The sequence below is a fragment of the Nocardia tenerifensis NBRC 101015 genome (assembly GCF_000308715.1).
Classification (GTDB): domain Bacteria; phylum Actinomycetota; class Actinomycetes; order Mycobacteriales; family Mycobacteriaceae; genus Nocardia; species Nocardia tenerifensis.
The window spans coordinates 23,333-39,118 of record NZ_BAGH01000350.1 but is presented as its reverse complement, the minus strand read 5'-3'; the positions used below and the strand labels follow the sequence as shown (position 1 = coordinate 39,118).

General features: G+C 69.2%; 16 protein-coding genes and 1 pseudogene. 9 read left to right on the top strand and 8 right to left on the bottom strand.

The features are described from left to right. The 3 genes and pseudogenes from ON39_RS27490 to ON39_RS27480 all read left to right on the top strand — a co-directional run. A pseudogene (locus ON39_RS27490) lies at positions 1 to 623 on the top strand (serine hydrolase domain-containing protein); the annotation flags it as partial. A 71-nt stretch (positions 624 to 694) separates the two neighbouring features. Next, positions 695 to 1,318 carry a TetR/AcrR family transcriptional regulator gene (locus tag ON39_RS46170; protein WP_051187187.1) on the top strand — a complete coding sequence of 208 codons (624 nt, stop codon included), beginning with the start codon at positions 695 to 697 and terminating at the stop codon, positions 1,316 to 1,318. A gap of 12 nt (positions 1,319 to 1,330) precedes the next feature. Further along, the gene (locus ON39_RS27480; protein WP_040738753.1) at positions 1,331 to 2,944 is read left to right on the top strand and encodes an MDR family MFS transporter; all 1,614 of its coding nucleotides are present in this window, start codon (positions 1,331 to 1,333) and stop codon (positions 2,942 to 2,944) included. Between the two features lie 34 nt (positions 2,945 to 2,978). Here ON39_RS27480 and ON39_RS27475 read toward each other — a convergent pair whose 3' ends face one another. Next, positions 2,979 to 3,938 carry an esterase/lipase family protein gene (locus ON39_RS27475; protein ID WP_051187186.1) on the bottom strand — a complete coding sequence of 320 codons (960 nt, stop codon included), beginning with the start codon at positions 3,936 to 3,938 and terminating at the stop codon, positions 2,979 to 2,981. 114 nt (positions 3,939 to 4,052) lie between these two features. Beyond that, positions 4,053 to 5,066, bottom strand: a complete 1,014-nt coding sequence (locus ON39_RS27470; RefSeq protein WP_040738751.1) for a hypothetical protein — start codon at positions 5,064 to 5,066, stop codon at positions 4,053 to 4,055. A 385-nt stretch (positions 5,067 to 5,451) separates the two neighbouring features. Between ON39_RS27470 and ON39_RS27465 the strand changes: the two genes are divergently transcribed. The 3 genes from ON39_RS27465 (at position 5,452) to ON39_RS27455 (ending at position 8,944) form a co-directional block, all read left to right on the top strand. Beyond that, positions 5,452 to 7,080 (top strand): DUF885 family protein, encoded by a 1,629-nt coding sequence (locus ON39_RS27465; protein WP_040738749.1) that lies wholly within the window; start codon positions 5,452 to 5,454, stop codon positions 7,078 to 7,080. Positions 7,081 to 7,131: 51 nt separating this feature from the next. After that, positions 7,132 to 8,340, top strand: a complete 1,209-nt coding sequence (locus ON39_RS27460) for an alpha/beta fold hydrolase (protein ID WP_051187184.1) — start codon at positions 7,132 to 7,134, stop codon at positions 8,338 to 8,340. 124 nt (positions 8,341 to 8,464) lie between these two features. Further along, entirely contained in the window at positions 8,465 to 8,944 is a 480-nt protein-coding gene (locus tag ON39_RS27455) for a Dps family protein (RefSeq protein ID WP_040738747.1), read from the top strand. Here the strand turns inward: ON39_RS27455 and ON39_RS27450 are convergent. The 3 genes from ON39_RS27450 to ON39_RS27440 form a co-directional block, all read right to left on the bottom strand. After that, positions 8,941 to 9,744, bottom strand: a complete 804-nt coding sequence (locus ON39_RS27450) for an SDR family oxidoreductase (protein ID WP_040738745.1) — start codon at positions 9,742 to 9,744, stop codon at positions 8,941 to 8,943. The genes ON39_RS27455 and ON39_RS27450 overlap by 4 nt on opposite strands. 73 nt (positions 9,745 to 9,817) lie before the next feature. After that, positions 9,818 to 10,129, bottom strand: coding sequence for a helix-turn-helix domain-containing protein (locus ON39_RS27445; RefSeq protein WP_051187182.1), 312 nt, complete (start codon positions 10,127 to 10,129; stop codon positions 9,818 to 9,820). A 1-nt stretch (position 10,130) separates the two neighbouring features. Then, positions 10,131 to 10,532, bottom strand: coding sequence for a type II toxin-antitoxin system RelE/ParE family toxin (locus ON39_RS27440; protein WP_051187180.1), 402 nt, complete (start codon positions 10,530 to 10,532; stop codon positions 10,131 to 10,133). A gap of 323 nt (positions 10,533 to 10,855) precedes the next feature. Between ON39_RS27440 and ON39_RS27435 the strand changes: the two genes are divergently transcribed. The 3 genes from ON39_RS27435 (at position 10,856) to ON39_RS27425 (ending at position 13,697) form a co-directional block, all read left to right on the top strand. After that, positions 10,856 to 12,268, top strand: coding sequence for a three-helix bundle dimerization domain-containing protein (locus ON39_RS27435; RefSeq protein ID WP_246002773.1), 1,413 nt, complete (start codon positions 10,856 to 10,858; stop codon positions 12,266 to 12,268). Positions 12,269 to 12,398: 130 nt separating this feature from the next. Then, positions 12,399 to 12,734, top strand: coding sequence for a hypothetical protein (locus ON39_RS27430; RefSeq protein WP_040738743.1), 336 nt, complete (start codon positions 12,399 to 12,401; stop codon positions 12,732 to 12,734). 192 nt (positions 12,735 to 12,926) lie between these two features. Continuing rightward, positions 12,927 to 13,697 (top strand): alpha/beta fold hydrolase, encoded by a 771-nt coding sequence (locus ON39_RS27425; RefSeq protein ID WP_246002774.1) that lies wholly within the window; start codon positions 12,927 to 12,929, stop codon positions 13,695 to 13,697. Positions 13,698 to 13,842: 145 nt separating this feature from the next. Here ON39_RS27425 and ON39_RS27420 read toward each other — a convergent pair whose 3' ends face one another. The 3 genes from ON39_RS27420 to ON39_RS27410 form a co-directional block, all read right to left on the bottom strand. Then, the gene (locus ON39_RS27420; RefSeq protein ID WP_040738741.1) at positions 13,843 to 14,460 is read right to left on the bottom strand and encodes a DUF305 domain-containing protein; all 618 of its coding nucleotides are present in this window, start codon (positions 14,458 to 14,460) and stop codon (positions 13,843 to 13,845) included. Positions 14,461 to 14,544: 84 nt separating this feature from the next. Next, positions 14,545 to 15,039, bottom strand: coding sequence for a DUF6153 family protein (locus tag ON39_RS46165; RefSeq protein ID WP_051187176.1), 495 nt, complete (start codon positions 15,037 to 15,039; stop codon positions 14,545 to 14,547). A gap of 60 nt (positions 15,040 to 15,099) precedes the next feature. Beyond that, positions 15,100 to 15,690: an AMIN-like domain-containing (lipo)protein gene (locus tag ON39_RS27410; protein WP_040738739.1), complete on the bottom strand. Its 591-nt coding sequence runs from the start codon at positions 15,688 to 15,690 to the stop codon at positions 15,100 to 15,102. Between the last annotated feature and the right edge of the window lie 96 nt (positions 15,691 to 15,786).

Below are 15,786 nucleotides of genomic sequence, written 5' to 3'. Positions count from 1 at the left end.
GCGACCGTAGCGGCAACACCTACGGCTACGCGCACCTGGTCATGCCGCCCGACGACTTCGCCAAGCTCGGACTGCTGATCGCCGGACACGGTGATTGGCAAGGGCGGCAGGTGATCTCGGCCGAGTACCTCGAGCAGGCGAGCCGGCCGACGCCGACCAATCAGTGCTACGGCTTCCTGCTCGTGGTGAACGGGCCCGGCTGCACCGTCGAGCTGCCCGGCCTCCCCGCGGACGCGGTGAAGATGGGCGGCATGATGCGCCAGGACAACTTCATCGTGCCGAGCCTCGGCCTGCTGGTCAGCTGGACCGGCGTCACGGTTCCCGGTGGGGCGGTGAGCTTTCCGCACGACGTGCTGCGCGGCATCGTCGCGGCCTTTCGTGAGCCGCGCCTGCCGGACCCGGGACCCTATGTGCAGCAACCGGATATCAGCCTGGCCGACCCGATGATCTCGAACCCGGACGCGACCTTCGGCGCGCTCGGCCTCGGCCCGTACGCCTACCCGGGCTGCGGACCGCTCGAGTGCCTCGGCGCACCGCTCGCGCCGCCCTTCGGCGACTGGCCGCCCGGCTGCTTCGTCCTCGGCTGTGCCGGCCCGGACCCGGCGACGCCGGGCATTCGCTAGCGCCGCGCGGTGAGGGCGATCACAAGAAATTGCACTATCTGAAATTTTGCAGTTTGTGCTAAATTTTCGCCATGTCACCGTCCACACGCGCGGAGTCCTCGACCGGCCTCCGCGCTCAGAAGAAACGTCAGACGCTGCTCGACCTGTGCATGGCCGCGCGGCGGCTGGCCGTCGAACGCGGGCTCGACGCGACGACCGTCGAGGACATCGCCAAGGTCGTCGGGGTCTCGCCGCGCACGTTCTTCAACTACTACGACACCAAGCTCGAGGCGGTGGTCGGCCCGGTCGACGAGATCGGCAACGCGGAATCGCGGGAGGCGTTCATCGCCGGCGGCCCGAGCGGAGTCCTGATGGAAGACCTCACCTGGCTGTTCGCCACCGGCATCGAGCCGGAAAAGGAAGTGCGCGAAGCGATCTCGCTGGTGGTCGAGCTCATCAAGACCGAGCCGCGAGTGCTCGCGGGGTTCATGGCGGCGGGCGTACGGCAGGAGGCCATCGTCGGCGAGCTGCTCTCCGCGCGCACCGGCGCGCCGGTCGCGCCCGAATTCGCCTCGCTCGCAGCGGGAATCATGACGACGATCACCACGCGGGCGGTCATGTCCGCCACCGACGACACCTCCAGATCGCTGAAAGCGGCGATTCACGAACATTGCGCGATGGCCGCCCGGCTGTTCGGCAAGCCCGACGAGAAATAGGAGACGCGCCCGATGACCACGACGGCTGACTCGCCGCCTACCCCGATTGTCCTGACGCAGAAGCGAATCTGGCTCATCTTCTCCGCGCTGATCGGCGGCATGTTCCTGGCCAGCCTCGATCAGATGATCGTCGGCACCGCGATGCCGACCATCGTCGGCGACCTGGGCGGCGTCTCACACATGGCGTGGACCGCCACGTCGTACCTGCTCGCCACCACCATCGTGATGCCGATCTACGGCAAGTTCGGCGATATGTTCGGCAGGCGTTGGCTGTTCCTGTTCGCCGTGACCGCCTTCACCGCCGCGTCCGTCGGCGCCGCCGCCTCGACCGGCTTCTGGGAGTTCATCGTCTTCCGCGGCCTGCAGGGCGTCGGCGGCGGTGGCCTGATGATCCTGGCGCAGGCCATCATCGCCGACGTGGTGCCCGCCAAGGATCGCGGCAAGTACATGGCGCCGATGGGCGCGGTCTTCGGCATCACCTCGGTCGCCGGGCCGCTGCTCGGCGGCTTCTTCGCCGACACGCTCGGCTGGCGCTGGTGCTTCTGGATCAACGTGCCGATCGGCATCGCGGCGCTGTTCATCGCCTTCCGCTATCTGACCGTGCCCAGCCACCGGCCCAAGACCAAGCCGGACTACCTCGGTGTGCTGCTGATGTCTTCCGCCACAACGCTGTTGATCCTGATCACCGACTGGGGCGGCAAGCAGTACGCGTGGGGCTCGGCGACGATCCTGTCGATGATCGCCGCGCTCGTGGTCGTGGTGGCCGCGTTCGTCATGGTGGAGTCGCGGGCGGAGGAGCCGATGCTGCCGCTGTGGTTGTTCCGCAACCGCACGTTCGTGCTGACCTCGGCGATCGGCCTGCTCGTCGGCCTGGTCATGTTCGCCGCGATCGGGTTCATCCCGACCTACCTGCAGATGGCCACCGGCGCCTCCGCCTCGGTGTCCGGCCTGCTGTTGATTCCGATGATGGTCGGCATGATGGCCACCCTGATGACGTCGATGACCGCGATCACCAGGACCGGCCGCTACCGGATCTACCCGCCGATCGGCGCGCTGCTCATGCTGGCCGCCATGCTGTGGCTGACCATGCTGGACGCGCACACCTCGATGTGGGTGGTCTCCGGGATGCTGTTCGTGGTCGGCGCGGGGCTCGGCCTGATCATGCAGATCATCGTGCTCGTCGTGCAGAATGCCGTGGCGCCCAACCAGATCGGCACGGCGACCAGTGCCAACAACTACTTCCGTGAGATGGGCGGCGCGATCGGCGTGGCGATCTTCGGCTCGATCTTCACCAGCCGGTTGACCGAGGGGCTCACCGACGCGTTCATGTCGCACGGCCCGGAGGTGATGGCGGCGAAGCTCGACCCCGGCGCGCTGGTGCCGTCGGTGGTGAAGAACCTGCCGTCGGGGCTGCACGACGCGATCGTCGGCGCGTACGTGGACGCGCTGGTGCCCGGCTTCTGGTACCTGATCCCGGGCGCGATCGTGGTCTTCGTGCTCGCGCTGTTCATCCCGCAGCTGAAGCTCTCCGACGAGGCGGGCATGGTCGCCCGCGGCGAGGCGGTGCTGGAGGAGCGCGAGGGCGACGAGAAGCCCGACGCGCAGTTGGTCGGCGAACGCGGCTGACGGTCAACGCATCCGGGCGGTAGGGCACACGGCCTTACCGCCCGGTTGTGTGTTCCGGGCAGGCGGTGCCGGTGTAGCTCGGATCGAGCGCCTGCTCGACGATGTAGGCGACGGTGGGGGATTGGGGAAGGGTGCCGTGGTCGAAAGTGTCTGTGGCGCAGAAGTCTTGGACCCAGACGTTGTCGACCGTGGCGTCGGGGCCTGCCTGGAGGAAGGTGGCCTCGGGCGGGGTGGAGGCGTCGTCGCGGGTGCTGGCGATCACGGTGTAGGCGACGCCGGGCTCGGTGTCGCCCGCGGCGTTGAGTTCGCGCAGGAAGTCGCTGCCGACCAGCTGCTGCGCGGCCGCGACGCCGGCGATCCCGGTCAGCCCGGCGGCGAAACCCGTATACGCGCTGCCGGACGGGAGCCTGTTCGCGACGCCGCGCATGGTGGAGCCGTGGTTGGTGCCCGCGAGGGAGATCAGGCGGTCGACCTTGTCGGCGCCGCCGGCGAAGCGCAGGTATTGGCGCGACATCAGCGCGCCTTGGGAGTGGCCGATCAGATCGACCTTCGCCGAACCTGTTGCCGCACGCACACGGTCGACGAAGACGGCGAGTTCCCCGGCCGAGGTGTGGATGTCGCCGACCCCGTAGATTCCGGGTAACGCGCCGAGCACGCTCGCCGTGTCGCGGCCGTAGTTCAGCGAGAAGACGCAGTAGCCTTCGGCTTTCAGCTGCGGTGCCAGCACGTTCCAGTCGTTCTGGTTGCCCCAGGTGCCGTGCACCAGGACGACCGGTCGCGGGTGCGCCGGGGTGGGCAGGCAGGCCCAGTCGTTCGATCCGCGGGGCGGGATGCTGCCGTCCGGATCCTTGCCCGTGCCGGGCTGGTCGGTGACATCGCCTGCGGCCGTGCGCGATTCGCCGGGTCGGGCCTGCGCGGTCGTGGCGCAGGCACCGCTCAGTACGCCCGCTGCCGCGACCACCGCGAGCAGGCGGGTGTGCCACCTGGTGCCCATCGACGTCCCTTCCGCGCTCCGACTTCCGCGGCCGTGATCAACGGGGGACGGTCACCGGCTCGGGGTAGCTGGTGGCGGCGTCGACCAGGGAGCACGGCTGCGGCACGTTAGAGACTACGGGGTCCGCTGCAGGCGGCGGGCCTGCTGCATCGTGGAGATCAGTGCGAGGGTGGACTCGGCGCCCTGGTTCTCGTTGCGGCCGGTGGGCTCCAGTCCGTCACAGCAGCCGCCGCTGACCGGGTCGACGAGCGGGGTCGAGACGTCGTTCGCGCCGCGGAACCAGGCCTCGCACAACAGGACCGCGTCGCGCCAGTGCTGATCGCCGGTGTCGTCGTAGGCGCGGGCGCAGGCGTCGGCCAGGGTGGCGACCTCGATCGGCTGCTGGTCGAAACCGGGGCGCTTCTCGCCGAGCGCCCAGCCGTCCACCGGGGTTACCGACAGGTGATCGCCCGCGGTCTCGGTCGTGAGCAGCCAGCGCAGCATGGCCAATCCGTCGGCGTGCCTGCGCTCCTGGCCCGGCACCGCGCCCGCGATGAGCAGCGTCTCGGCCAGCACGGCGTTGGCGTAGTGCAGGCGCGGCTCCGGCCAGCGCCAGTCGAGGCGGCGGGTGGGCGGCCCGATCCGCTCGGCGGCGTCGGACACGAGCGCCAGCGCCGTGCGGTTTCCGGGATCGGCGCGCATGACCTCGGCCGCGCCGAGCGCGGCGAAGGCCATCGCGCGCGGGTACTGCGAGCGCTGCCGTGCCGCGATGTCGAAGTGCGCCAAGGCTTTCTCCGTCAGCTCCGGCCTGCGCGCGGCCGCGGTGCCGAGCGCCCACAGCGCGCGGCCCCAGTGATCCTCGACGCTCGGCTCATCCTGCCAGCTCCGATCGGTGCCGCGCCGGTTGTGGCTGCGGCCGTCGTGGGCGAGCGCGTCGAAGACGAAGCGCGCGTAGATCTCCACGAGCCGGTCCAGCTCCTCCGTCGGCTCCGGCTCGCGGGACACGACCACGAGGGCCCGCGCGACATCGTCTACGCAGTAACCGTTCTCCGAACGCGGCGTGGTCAATCTGGCGTGCTCGAAGATCCCGACCTCGTCGCTGAGACGTAACAGGTGGGCGTAGGAGACGGTGGTGGTGGTATCGCTCATGCTGGGCCAACCTCGCGTCGGGTTGCCGCTTCGCTGCGGCAAGCGCCTGGTAGTTCTGCTCACTGCGGACCGAAGACATTCCGGTGCAATGTTTTTCGCAACAGCGCTCAGTCGAGCCGCCGAGCCGGGCTCGGTGAACACCATGCGCGGGCCGGCCGCGAGGGCGGTCGGTGATTCGCGATCGACAAGGAGGCCGGCGCCGCTCGGCAGAGCTACCCAGGGGCGGGAAACACCTGCCGATACCACCGGTCTACCCGCTCGCGCGGCTTCTATCGGAACTTTGGCTGTTCCGGGCGTGATGAACGGTTTTATTCCGGGGCGCGCGCCGCGCCGGGCCCGCATTTGCGGACTGGCCGGTCGGGTGCGCGAATTGTATTGTGCGGACATGGGACTAGCGAAGCTTGCCGAAGAGTTCTGGAACTGGCGGCTGGCGACGCTGCCCGACACCAGCGACGATCTCCCCCGGGTGCGGCGGCCGGACGGTTGGCTGCCCGATTGGTCGCCGCAGGCGATCGCGGCGCGACGGGAGGCGCTCGCCGAGTTCGGCGGCAGGCATCGCGCGCTGGATCTGTCCGACGAGCCGGTCGCGGTGCGGGTCGACGGCAGGCTGCTCGGGTCGGCGCTGGCCAGGGTGCACTGGGAACTGGAGCTGATCAGGGGGTGGGAGCGCGATCCCGGCTTCTATATCCAGCAGAGTCTCGGCCCGATCTATGTGGAGCTGCTCGACTCCTCGCCGTTCGACACCGCGCGGGCGGCGCGGATCAGCGCGCTGCTGCGCCACGTTCCGCTCGTGCTCGAGCAGGCGAGGGCGAACCTGGCGGAGCGGGCGGGCGCGTCGTTCACGCGCAGCGCCCTGCGGCTGCTGCACGAGGCGGAGGGCTCGCTCGAGTCCGCGATGACGGCCCTGGTGGCGTTCCTGCCCGACGAGTACGCCGCCGAGTTGCCCGCCGCGACCAGGGTCGCCGCGGAAGCCATTGCCGCATACCAGGATTGGCTCACCGAGCAACTGCCGTCGCTCGGGGAGGCCGACCCCGTCGGACCGGCGGCGCTGGCCTACTTCCTGCATCGCGTCGCGCTGCTGCCGTATCCGGCGAAACGCTTGCGGGAGATGGGGATTCAAGAGTGGCATCGCGCCGTCGCGCTCGAAACCCAACTGCGAGTCCGGCATCGGGACGCGCCGGAGCCTCAGCTGCCCGCCGACGTGGACGAGTATGTGCGTCGTCAGGCCGCCGACGAGCGCGCGGTACGCGAGTTCGCCGATGGCCGAGGGCTGCTCAGCCAACCGGACAGCCTGCGGCACTACCGATTCGCGCCGCTCCCGCCGTATCTCGAGCCGTTGACCTGGCTCGGGGTCACCGACGATCTGACCGGTCCCGATCGCAAAGACCAGGCCGCTACTCGCTACGTGTCGGCCCCGCGGCCGGATCTGCCCTACTTCGACCGGGCCGCCGCGTTCGACCCGCGCACCGCGATCGTGCACGAGGGGGTCCACGCCCAGCAGGTCGCGATCGGCTGGCACCACGACAATCCCGCCCGGCGGCGGTTCTACGACTCGACGCCCAACGAGGGCATCGCGTTCGGCTACGAGGAGCTGATGCTGCACGCCGGGCTGTTCGACGACGCGCCGGCCAGCGCGATCTTCGTGGCGAATGCCATGCGGCTGCGGGCTTTACGCGTCGAGGTGGACATCGCGCTCGCGCTCGGCGAGCTCTCCATCGACGAGGCGACCGATCGGCTGGCGAACGCGGTGCCGATGGATCGGGACACCGCGTGGGAAGAGGCCGTGTTCTTCGCGGGCAATCCCGGCCAGGCGTTGAGCTACCAGATCGGCAAGTTGCAGATTCAGGATCTGCTCAGCACGGCGGTGCGTGAACTCGGCGACCAATTCGAGCTGAAGGAGTTCCACGACCGGCTCTGGCGCGAAGGCAACGTGCCGCTGTCGTTGCAGCGGTGGGAGCTGCTCGGGCTGCGTGACCACCTGGACGAGGCGGATCGGCTGGCCCTCGGGGCATAGTGGACAGTCGGAGGCGGCGCCCGCCGCCCGAGCCGACAGCCGAGGTGCCGCATGGTCAGAACCCGACGTTTCGCCGTGGTCGGTGCGCTCGTGCTGCTGGTCGGGGCCTGCGCGTCCGAGTCGGGCGGCGGCGACACGCCCGCGCCGGGGCAGGGCGAGCGGGGCACGGTGGTGTCCGCGACGCCGGTCGCGGGGATGTCGGTCGAGGAGACCTCCGCCTATTTGGCCGAGTTCGACATACCGGTGCGCAATGGCGTCGACGCCTATCGGGTGGACTATCGGACCATCACCGCGCACGGTGAGCCGACCACCGCGAGCGGCCTCGTCGTGCTGCCGCGCACGGACACCGCTCGACTGCGCACGGTCAGCTTCGAGCACGGCACGCTGGTGCTGAAGAGCGACGCGCCGTCGGTCAACAACCAGGGGCGCCCCGATCAGGCCCGCACCATCATGTTCGCCGCCGCCGGTTACGCGGCCGTCGCCCCCGACTATCTCGGCCTCGGCGACGGCCCCGGATCACACCCCTACACGCACGCGCCGACGGAGGTGAGCGCCTCGGCCGATCTGCTGTTCGCCGCCAAAAGCATGGCGGCGCAACAGTATCGGGAACTCGATCGCGACGTATTGGTGACCGGCTTCTCGCAGGGTGGCCACGCCGCCATGGCGTTCGGCAAGGCGCTACAGGCGGACGAGGTGCCCGGATTCGGCCTCGCCGCGCTGGCGCCGGTCAGCGGGCCGTACGCGCTGCGCGACGTCGAGACGCCCGCCGGACTCGACGGCCGGGTCGCGCCCGGCCCCGCGGTGTTCTACTTCGCCTACTGGCTGACCGCGATGAACCGCATATACCACCTCTACGACAACCCGGCCGAGGCCTTTCAGGAGCCCTACGCCGACAAGATCGAGGGGCTCTTCGACGGCACCCGCAACGAGCTCACCATCGCCACCTCGCTGCCCATCACCCCGGATCTGCTGCTGACCCCGCGCTTCGTCGCGTTGGCGAAGGACCCCACCGGCGCCGCGCTGCGCGCCATGACCGACAGCGACGGCACGTGCGACTGGACCCCGCGCGTCCCCGTCCGGCTCTACGCCGCCACCGCCGACCGCAACGTCCCCTACGCCAACGCCGAGCACTGCCTGCGCGACCTGCATAGCGCCAACGCCACCCTGCAAAACTTGGGCGAGCTGGACCACACCGCCTCGGGCCGGGTCGCGATACCCCAGGTCCTCGCCTGGTTCCAGCAGCAGTCCCCGCCTGTCTGATCGCGGCCGCCTCAGTCCTGCGTCACACCGTTCGACCTGCATGGTGCTCGTCACTGACCACGTTTAGGACGTGCACCGCGGGTAGACGGTGTCTGACAGGGATCCGACTAGAAAGGCGTGAACGATGAGCCAACCCATCACCAGCACCCTCGATGCGGAGCAGCAGAAGATCGCGGGGGAGGCGCTGCGCGCTACCGCGATCGATCTGATCGACCTTTCGCTGATCGCCAAGCAGGCCCACTGGAACGTGATCGGCCGGAACTTCCGGTCCGTGCACCTCGCGCTCGATGAATTGGTCACCGCGGCAAGGGAGTTCACCGATGACGCGGCCGAGCGCGCGACCGCCGTCGGGGTGAGTCCGGACGGGCGGGCGGGCACGGTCGCCAAGGAGAGCGGTGCGGTCGGCTTCCCCGAGGGCTGGCAGCAGGACACCGACGTCATCGACAAGATCGTCGACAACCTGGCGGCCGTGATCAAGCGGCTGCGCGAGCGGATCGAGGTTACCGAGACCGCCGACCCGGTCACCCAGGACCTGCTCATCGGCATCGCGGCCCGGCTCGAGCAGCTGCACTGGATGTGGCAGGCGCAGGTCGCGTCGGCCTAGCGCGACAGTCCGTGCACCCGCGCGATGAGACGCTCCATCACCGTGCGCGGCAGTAGCCTGCGCACCGCGAACATCACGGGGGCATTACTGCCGACGGCGTAGAGCGGACGCGGTCGATCGGCCTCGACGGCCCGCACGATCGTGTCGGCGACACGCTCGGCGGTAATGCCCTTTCCTTGTGCCTCATCGAGTTTCGCGATGAACGCGGTGAAGTCCGCGGTGTGCGGTGAGCCCTCGTTCAGATACTTCGTGCGCCGTTCGCGCAGTCCCGTATTGATCTGGCCCGGCTCGACCGTGGTGATCCACACGCCGAACGGTGACTCCTCGAACCGCGCCGCCACGGCGAAGCCCTTCAGCGCCGCCTTGGTCGCGCCGTATGACGAGCGGTACGGCATCGGGAAGCTGGCGATCATCGAGCCGACCATGACCACCCGGCCGTACCCGCGTTCGCGCATGCCCGGCAACACGGCCTGCGTCAGCGCGACCGGCCCGAGCACGTTCAGCCGGAACAGCCGCTCCACCGCGTCCGCAGGCAGCTCCGCCAGCGGCCCCGCCTGACTCTCCCCGGCATTGTTCACCAGCACGTCCACCTCCCCGAGCCCCGCCACGAACGCCTCAATCGACCCCGCATCCGTCAAATCGAGCGCCCGATACTCCACCCCCGCCACCCGAGCCTCATCGCCGATCCCCTCCGGCTTCCGACTCGTCCCGATAACCCGATACCCCCGCCCCACCAGCGCCGCGGCCGTAGCCTTCCCGATCCCCGACGAAGCCCCGGTAACAACAGCAGTACGAGCCATACCCATCTCCTCACTCGCCGATTCAGCCGACGATAGCGCTGAATCTCGTCTCGCCCATCCTCGGCCGCCAGAGTCAGGCCGCGCGCTGAGTAAACCGCACCGCCAATTCCTCCCCCTGGAACGAGAGATTCAGGTCGGCCTCCAGGGCTATCGACAACCGATGAAGCAGCGGCAGCGTCGGCGTGACATCGCCGCCCTCCATTCGGCTCACCTGTGGCTGGGTCATTCCGGCGCGCCGGGCGAGTTCGGTCTGAGTGAGACCGAGGATCGTGCGCCGGTCATAGACGGCTTGGCCGAGGGCGAAGGCATCAGCGGCGGCGACATAGTCGGGGTCCGCCCGATGTTCTGGCGGAATTTTCCAGCTGGTGTGCGATCCGCGCGGCATCTCATTCCTCCTCGAAGCTGCGATCGTAGACGTGGCTAGCTGGGTCATGCTCTGCCTCGCATACCTTTTGAGCATGCATGGCCCGGGCGACTTCCGACCGTTCTCGCATACGTGTCTTCGCAAAAACGGTCAGCAAGACAAGTCGACGGTCGGGCGCGAGCCAGTAGCTGATGCGGATTGCCTTGCCCCTCAGGTGGAACCGGAGTTCACGAACGGGCCCTCCGAGATGGCGAGTCCATGGTTCTCCGAGGGTGGTCGGGTTGTCGGCGAGTCGGTCCGCCTTGAGTTCGACTGCTCGATATTCGGCTTTGGTCAGCGTGTCCAGCCAGGCCCGCACCTCCGGTTCCAGCTCGATGTCATATGGCCCTTCGCCGCCCTCTGTCCAATATATCACGGAATGCATAAGTGCTGATCCCCCTGTGGCGCACGGTTCGGACCCGGCTGTGTGCCGGGTCAGGGCATCGATCGGATCGATGTCGTTGGTTATTCGGAGTCGCACGGCGGATGGGTGGGTGTCGAATGGGGCGTCAAAGCCCGTTTGCGAAGCCGGGTGTTTCTGTGGGGCAAACGCCGGGTGGCGGGTTGGGGGTGGGGTATTGAACTTTGTGGGTGGGGTGGGGAGGGGTGGGGGTTTTGAGGGGTGGGCGGGGCTAGGGTTTGTCGGCGCGGTGGGGCGGTTGTGCTGTCGCGCAGGAGTATTGGGCGCTGGATGCCGAGGAGAATGTGGTGGTTGCCGACACCGTTCGGGAGGAACAGGCGATCCGTCAGCTGAGGGATCGGTTGGTCGAAAACTTTGGCGGCACTTACTCGGTGGAGCACATCGAGGCGATGGTGGCGGCGGGGCGGCAGCGTTTCGCGGGGCATCCGGTGCGGACATTCATTCCGATCCTGGTGGAGCGGTACGCCCGGCAGCAGCTGGAAGCCAAGGCGAGTGATGGCGTCGGCGAGCCGGATGCCGTGCGCGCCAAGGGCGCTAAGCACAAAGCCGAATTAGGCACGGGTCGATGGGCGGCCGCGTTTGGTGAAAAATGGTCGGGGAGAAGGCGTTTGGCGTCGGTCGCCGCGGTGGTCGGAGTCTTGGTCGTGGTGACCGCCGTGACGGTGGCACTCGCGGTGCGCAAGCCGGACCCGGCACCCCAGTCCGCCCCGCCGGGCACCTCGTCGCTCACGCTCGTGCGCGGCGTCGTCGGCTCCGAGAAGATGTCGTTCTTCCAGGACCCGAAGGTGGCCGAGGTGCTGGCCCGCAACGGCCTGAAGGTCGAGGTCGACGCGGCGGGCTCGCGCGAGATAGCCACCTCGGTCGACCTCGGCAAGTACGGATTCGCGTTCCCGTCCAGCGAGCAGGCGGCGGAGCGAATCCAGCGGCAGCGCAACGTGAACGCCAAGTACATCCCGTTCTCCTCGCCGATGGCGATCGCCACGTTCACCCCGATCGCCGAGCTGCTCGCCAAAGCCGGTGTGGTGCACCAGGGTCCGGTGCCGACCTTCGACATGGCCCCCTATCTGCGCATGGTCGGCAACAACACGCGATGGGACCAGCTCGGCGACAATACCGCGTACTCCGTCCGCAAGAACGTGCTGATCTCCACGACCGACCCGCGCAGCTCCAACTCCGCCGCCATGTACCTCGCCATCGCCGGCTACGTCGCGAACAACAACACCATCGTGCAGGGCGCGTCCGCCGAACAGGACGTAATCCCCACGGTGTCAAGGCTTTTCGTCGGTCAGGGCTACACCCAGAACAGCAGCGAGGGCCCGTTCGACGCCTACCTCGCCGCGGGCATGGGCCCGACGCCGCTGGTCTGGATCTACGAGTCGCAGTACGTCGACGCCACCGTGCGCGGCCAGATCAAACCCGACATGACCCTGCTGTACCCCTCGCCGACCATCCTGTCCCGGCACACGCTGGTGCCCCTGGGCGAGTCGGGCGACCGGCTCGGCCGCCTGCTGTCCACCGACCCGGACCTGCAACGCCTCGCCGCGGTGCACGGCTTCCGCACCGGCGACGCCGCCCGATTCGCCGCGGTGGCGGCCGAGCACAAGGTCCCGGTCGCCACCGACCTCGTCGACGTGATCACCACCCCCACCTTCGACACCCTGGAACGCCTGCTCGACGGAGTCGGCAAGTCCTACAACTGATCCGGCGCCGCCGAAACCCGCTGCCGCACAACGCCGGTGACGAACGGCGTTTCGGAGCAGGCGATCTGGGCACTCTTGCCGCATCAGATATCGGCTGACCAGCCGATATCGCGGCGTGAGGTCACCAAGCATGACAGTAGATGGGCCATACGAGATCCCCCCGCTCGACGACGCCCCGGACATCGCCCGCACCGCCGAGCCCCAGCCCGGCGAGACGCTGGCGGACACCCGGAACTGGGCCGGCTTCGGACTGCTGTTCATCGGCGTGCTCGTCGCCGTCGCCGCCGCGGTCGTGGCCATGTGGGGGTCCGATGCCCTGGCCCTCGTCCTCGCCGTCTTCGCGCTGGTGACGCTGCTCGCCGGCGCGGCGCTCGTGGTGTTCGAGCGACTGCGCAGGCGCGCCCGCACCAGCCCGAGTCCGCAGGAGGCGCCCGCCTGGCAGTCCATCGTCCGACCCGGCGAGTAAGCCGTGAGACGCGAATGAAAGGCGCGTGAGACCTCCACCCCGAAGTATCGACCGCAGCACCCGCAGGTCACACTCGGAGGGATCGTCCATGAAGCGCCGAACATTCCGCGTCACCGGCCGTCTCGCGTCGGCTCGACTCGCGCCGGTGTCGCCCCCGGGCGGGCACGAACCCGGTCGAGCCGAAGGAGACCGATGATGGACGCCACGAGCTCGGATGTGCGACTGCACGTGCACGAGTGGGGCGCGGGTCCGCCGGTCGTGCTCGTGCACGGCGGGATCCTCGGTGGACGCGAGGCTTGGCGCGCGCAGCGGCCGCTGACCAGTCGCTGGACCCTGCTCGCCCCGGATCGCCCCGGCCACGGCGGCACCCCGGCCGCGGGCCGCCAGGATTTCGAGCCGGAGGCGCGGCTGATCGCGGACCAGCTGCTCGACCGGCCGGTACATCTGGTCGGGCTGTCCTACGGCGCGATCGTGTCGATGTACGCCGCCGCTCAGCGGCTCGAGCACGTCCGATCCCTCACCCTCGTAGAGCCGCCGCTGTTCGGCGTCGCGCGCGGCAACCCGGTCGTCGACGCGGTGGCCACCGCGACGCGCGCACTGATCGAGCAGGTGGATCTCCCGCCGGAGGACGCGTTGCCGCGCTTCTTCGAGATCGCCGGAGTGCCTGCCGCCCTCGATGATCCGATACCGCGGGTGCTGCTCGACGGAATGCGGCGGCTGCAAGGCGCGCGACCGCCGGACGAGGCCGCGCCGCCGTGGGATCGCTTGCGCACCGCGGGCTTCCCGATCCTGGTGATTTCCGGTGGGCACAGGAAGTCCAACGAGATCATCTGCGACGCCATCGCCGATCGGACCGGAGCCGAGCGCGCGGTGTGCGCGGGGATGGCGCACCTGGTGCCCGACACGGGCGCGCCCTTCAACGCATTGTTGGAGCACTTCTTCGACCAGGCCGGCACGCCTTAAGGGCTACCGTTCCGGCGTCGCCGCCCTGGCCATTGCTGCCGCGATATAGACCCGGATCGAGTGCTGTCAGCGACCGCGCCGGTGGCCGGGCCGAGACCCGTCGCACCGGGACCGGAGGGGTGTCCCGGTGCGACGGGTCGTCGGATCAGCTCTGGCCGAGCATGCCGCGCATGGTGTCAATCTCGGCCCGCTGGCTGTCGATGATGCTGCGCGCCATGGCCTTCGACTCGGCGTTCGTGCCGTCGGCCAGTTCGGTCTCGGCCATGGCGACCGCGCCGGTGTGGTGCTCGATCATCATGGTCAGCCACTGGCGGTCGAAGTCCGGGCCGGACGCGGCCTGCAGGGCGTTCATCTGATCGGTGCTCATCATCCCCGGCATGGCGTGACCGCCGTGCCCGCCCGCGGCGGGGGCGGGCTTGCCGAAGCTTTGCAGCAGCGTGGTGATCTGGCGCATCTCCGGGGCTTGGGCCTGCTCGACGTTCGCGGCGAGGGTCCGCAACTGGGGGTTCTGACTGTGGCTCGGCACCAGCTTCGCCATCTCGACCGCCTGCGCGTGGTGCGGGTACATCATCTGCAGGAAGGTGAGGTCGGCGTCGTTGAAGTCGGTGCGCGTCGCCTGCGCGCTCGCGGACGCGGACGTGCTGGACGCGCCGTGGTCCATGCCGGGTGTCGCGTCGTCGTCGCTACAGCCCGCGAGGACGAGGGCGGCGGCCGCCGTGCCGACGGTGATGGCCGAGGTGATTCGGGTACGCGTGATGAACATGGTTGTGCTCCTTGGGGAATCGCGCATGACTGGTTTCGGGCAGGGATGAATCCGGCGCCCGTCGCGACGGGCGCCGCGTACCTGTCAGATCCGCAGAATCGCCAATTCGGCCAGGGAGAGCACGGTCCACGGCGGCGAGCGTTCCCGCCGCGGTCGAATGCGACGCAGCCGCGCGGCCTCGCCGCCGGGCCGATCGACGGGCAGCCGATATAGCAGCACCAACCCGAGCAGTAGTGCGGCGGCGGCGAGGACGAACACGCAACCGTGCATTCCACCGTGGGTGCCGCCGCATCCGTCGCCCGCGCATTGCGCCGGGTGATCGGCGACCGGCTGACCAGCCGGCGAAGCCGAACCCTGGGCCCCGACCGTTATCTCCTTCGGGTCGGAGCCCGTGGATACCGCGTGCATCTGCACGAGGCCGGCTTCCGTCCGCGCCGCGGCGTGATCGGCCGTCGTCTCCGCGTGGCCATGAACCGCGAACACCGCCGCGTGCATGGCCACGATCCCGGCGAGCAGCACCAGCACGTAGAGCGACCGGGCGAGCCCGGTCGCGCGCGACGGCAGACGCTGTTCGACCACGCGGCCAGTGTAGTGACGGCGGGCCGCCCTACTGCGAATACCCCCTGGCGGTACGGGTACCTACGGATGGTCGACGTCGATGACCAGCCGCGTCGGATTGCTCAACGTGGTGACGGTGAACCCCGGCCGGTCGCCGTTCACGCCGATGAACGACTGGGTGGTGCCCTCGAACACCATGGTCCGATAGACGCCCGCGATGCCGGGTACGTGCGGGTCCGTGGCGGGATCCGGCCCCGCGTACGGCGTCACCGCGCTGTCGAACGGGTACGCCGAGCCGAGGATCTGCACCTCGAGGATGGAGTTGCCGGCCACATCGATCGGCTTGCCGCTGCCGTCCTGCACGGCCCGATCGACGTACTGCACGATCCAGCCCGGCGTGCCCTTGCCACCGAGGTCGTAGACGATGCGGTCGAACCCGGCTTGACGGCCGAGCCGGATGCCCGTGACGGTCAGGCCCGCGTCGCCGGACGCGGTGCCCCGCTTGGGCGCGGTGTCGCGCGGGGAGCTGGGCGCCTCGGCCAGGGTGCCGGTCGCCGAGGTGGTGGCGGCGGGGGTGCTCGGCGTCGATCCGCCGCCGCCGTTGTCGCCGTCGTCGCAGCCCGCGAGCAGTGCCGTCAAGGCGACGAGCGCCACCACCATCCTGTTACGCATGTGACTGATGGTAAACGGCTATCGAGGCCCGGCGCGGGATTTGCGGGTTTCTCGATGTTTGCCCTCGAGTGGCTCATGCACTGAACCGGCTGCGGC

Excerpts from the sequence above, each read along its gene's own strand:
- ON39_RS46170 (WP_051187187.1), top strand. The coding sequence starts at position 695 with ATGTCACCGTCCACACGCGCGGAGTCCTCGACCGGCCTCCGCGCTCAG.
- ON39_RS27480 (WP_040738753.1), top strand. The coding sequence starts at position 1,331 with ATGACCACGACGGCTGACTCGCCGCCTACCCCGATTGTCCTGACGCAG.
- ON39_RS27475 (WP_051187186.1), bottom strand. The coding sequence starts at position 3,938 with ATGGGCACCAGGTGGCACACCCGCCTGCTCGCGGTGGTCGCGGCAGCG.
- ON39_RS27470 (WP_040738751.1), bottom strand. The coding sequence starts at position 5,066 with ATGAGCGATACCACCACCACCGTCTCCTACGCCCACCTGTTACGTCTC.
- ON39_RS27465 (WP_040738749.1), top strand. The coding sequence starts at position 5,452 with ATGGGACTAGCGAAGCTTGCCGAAGAGTTCTGGAACTGGCGGCTGGCG.
- ON39_RS27460 (WP_051187184.1), top strand. The coding sequence starts at position 7,132 with ATGGTCAGAACCCGACGTTTCGCCGTGGTCGGTGCGCTCGTGCTGCTG.
- ON39_RS27455 (WP_040738747.1), top strand. The coding sequence starts at position 8,465 with ATGAGCCAACCCATCACCAGCACCCTCGATGCGGAGCAGCAGAAGATC.
- ON39_RS27450 (WP_040738745.1), bottom strand. The coding sequence starts at position 9,744 with ATGGCTCGTACTGCTGTTGTTACCGGGGCTTCGTCGGGGATCGGGAAG.
- ON39_RS27445 (WP_051187182.1), bottom strand. The coding sequence starts at position 10,129 with ATGCCGCGCGGATCGCACACCAGCTGGAAAATTCCGCCAGAACATCGG.
- ON39_RS27440 (WP_051187180.1), bottom strand. The coding sequence starts at position 10,532 with ATGCATTCCGTGATATATTGGACAGAGGGCGGCGAAGGGCCATATGAC.
- ON39_RS27430 (WP_040738743.1), top strand. The coding sequence starts at position 12,399 with ATGACAGTAGATGGGCCATACGAGATCCCCCCGCTCGACGACGCCCCG.
- ON39_RS27425 (WP_246002774.1), top strand. The coding sequence starts at position 12,927 with ATGATGGACGCCACGAGCTCGGATGTGCGACTGCACGTGCACGAGTGG.
- ON39_RS27420 (WP_040738741.1), bottom strand. The coding sequence starts at position 14,460 with ATGTTCATCACGCGTACCCGAATCACCTCGGCCATCACCGTCGGCACG.
- ON39_RS27410 (WP_040738739.1), bottom strand. The coding sequence starts at position 15,690 with ATGCGTAACAGGATGGTGGTGGCGCTCGTCGCCTTGACGGCACTGCTC.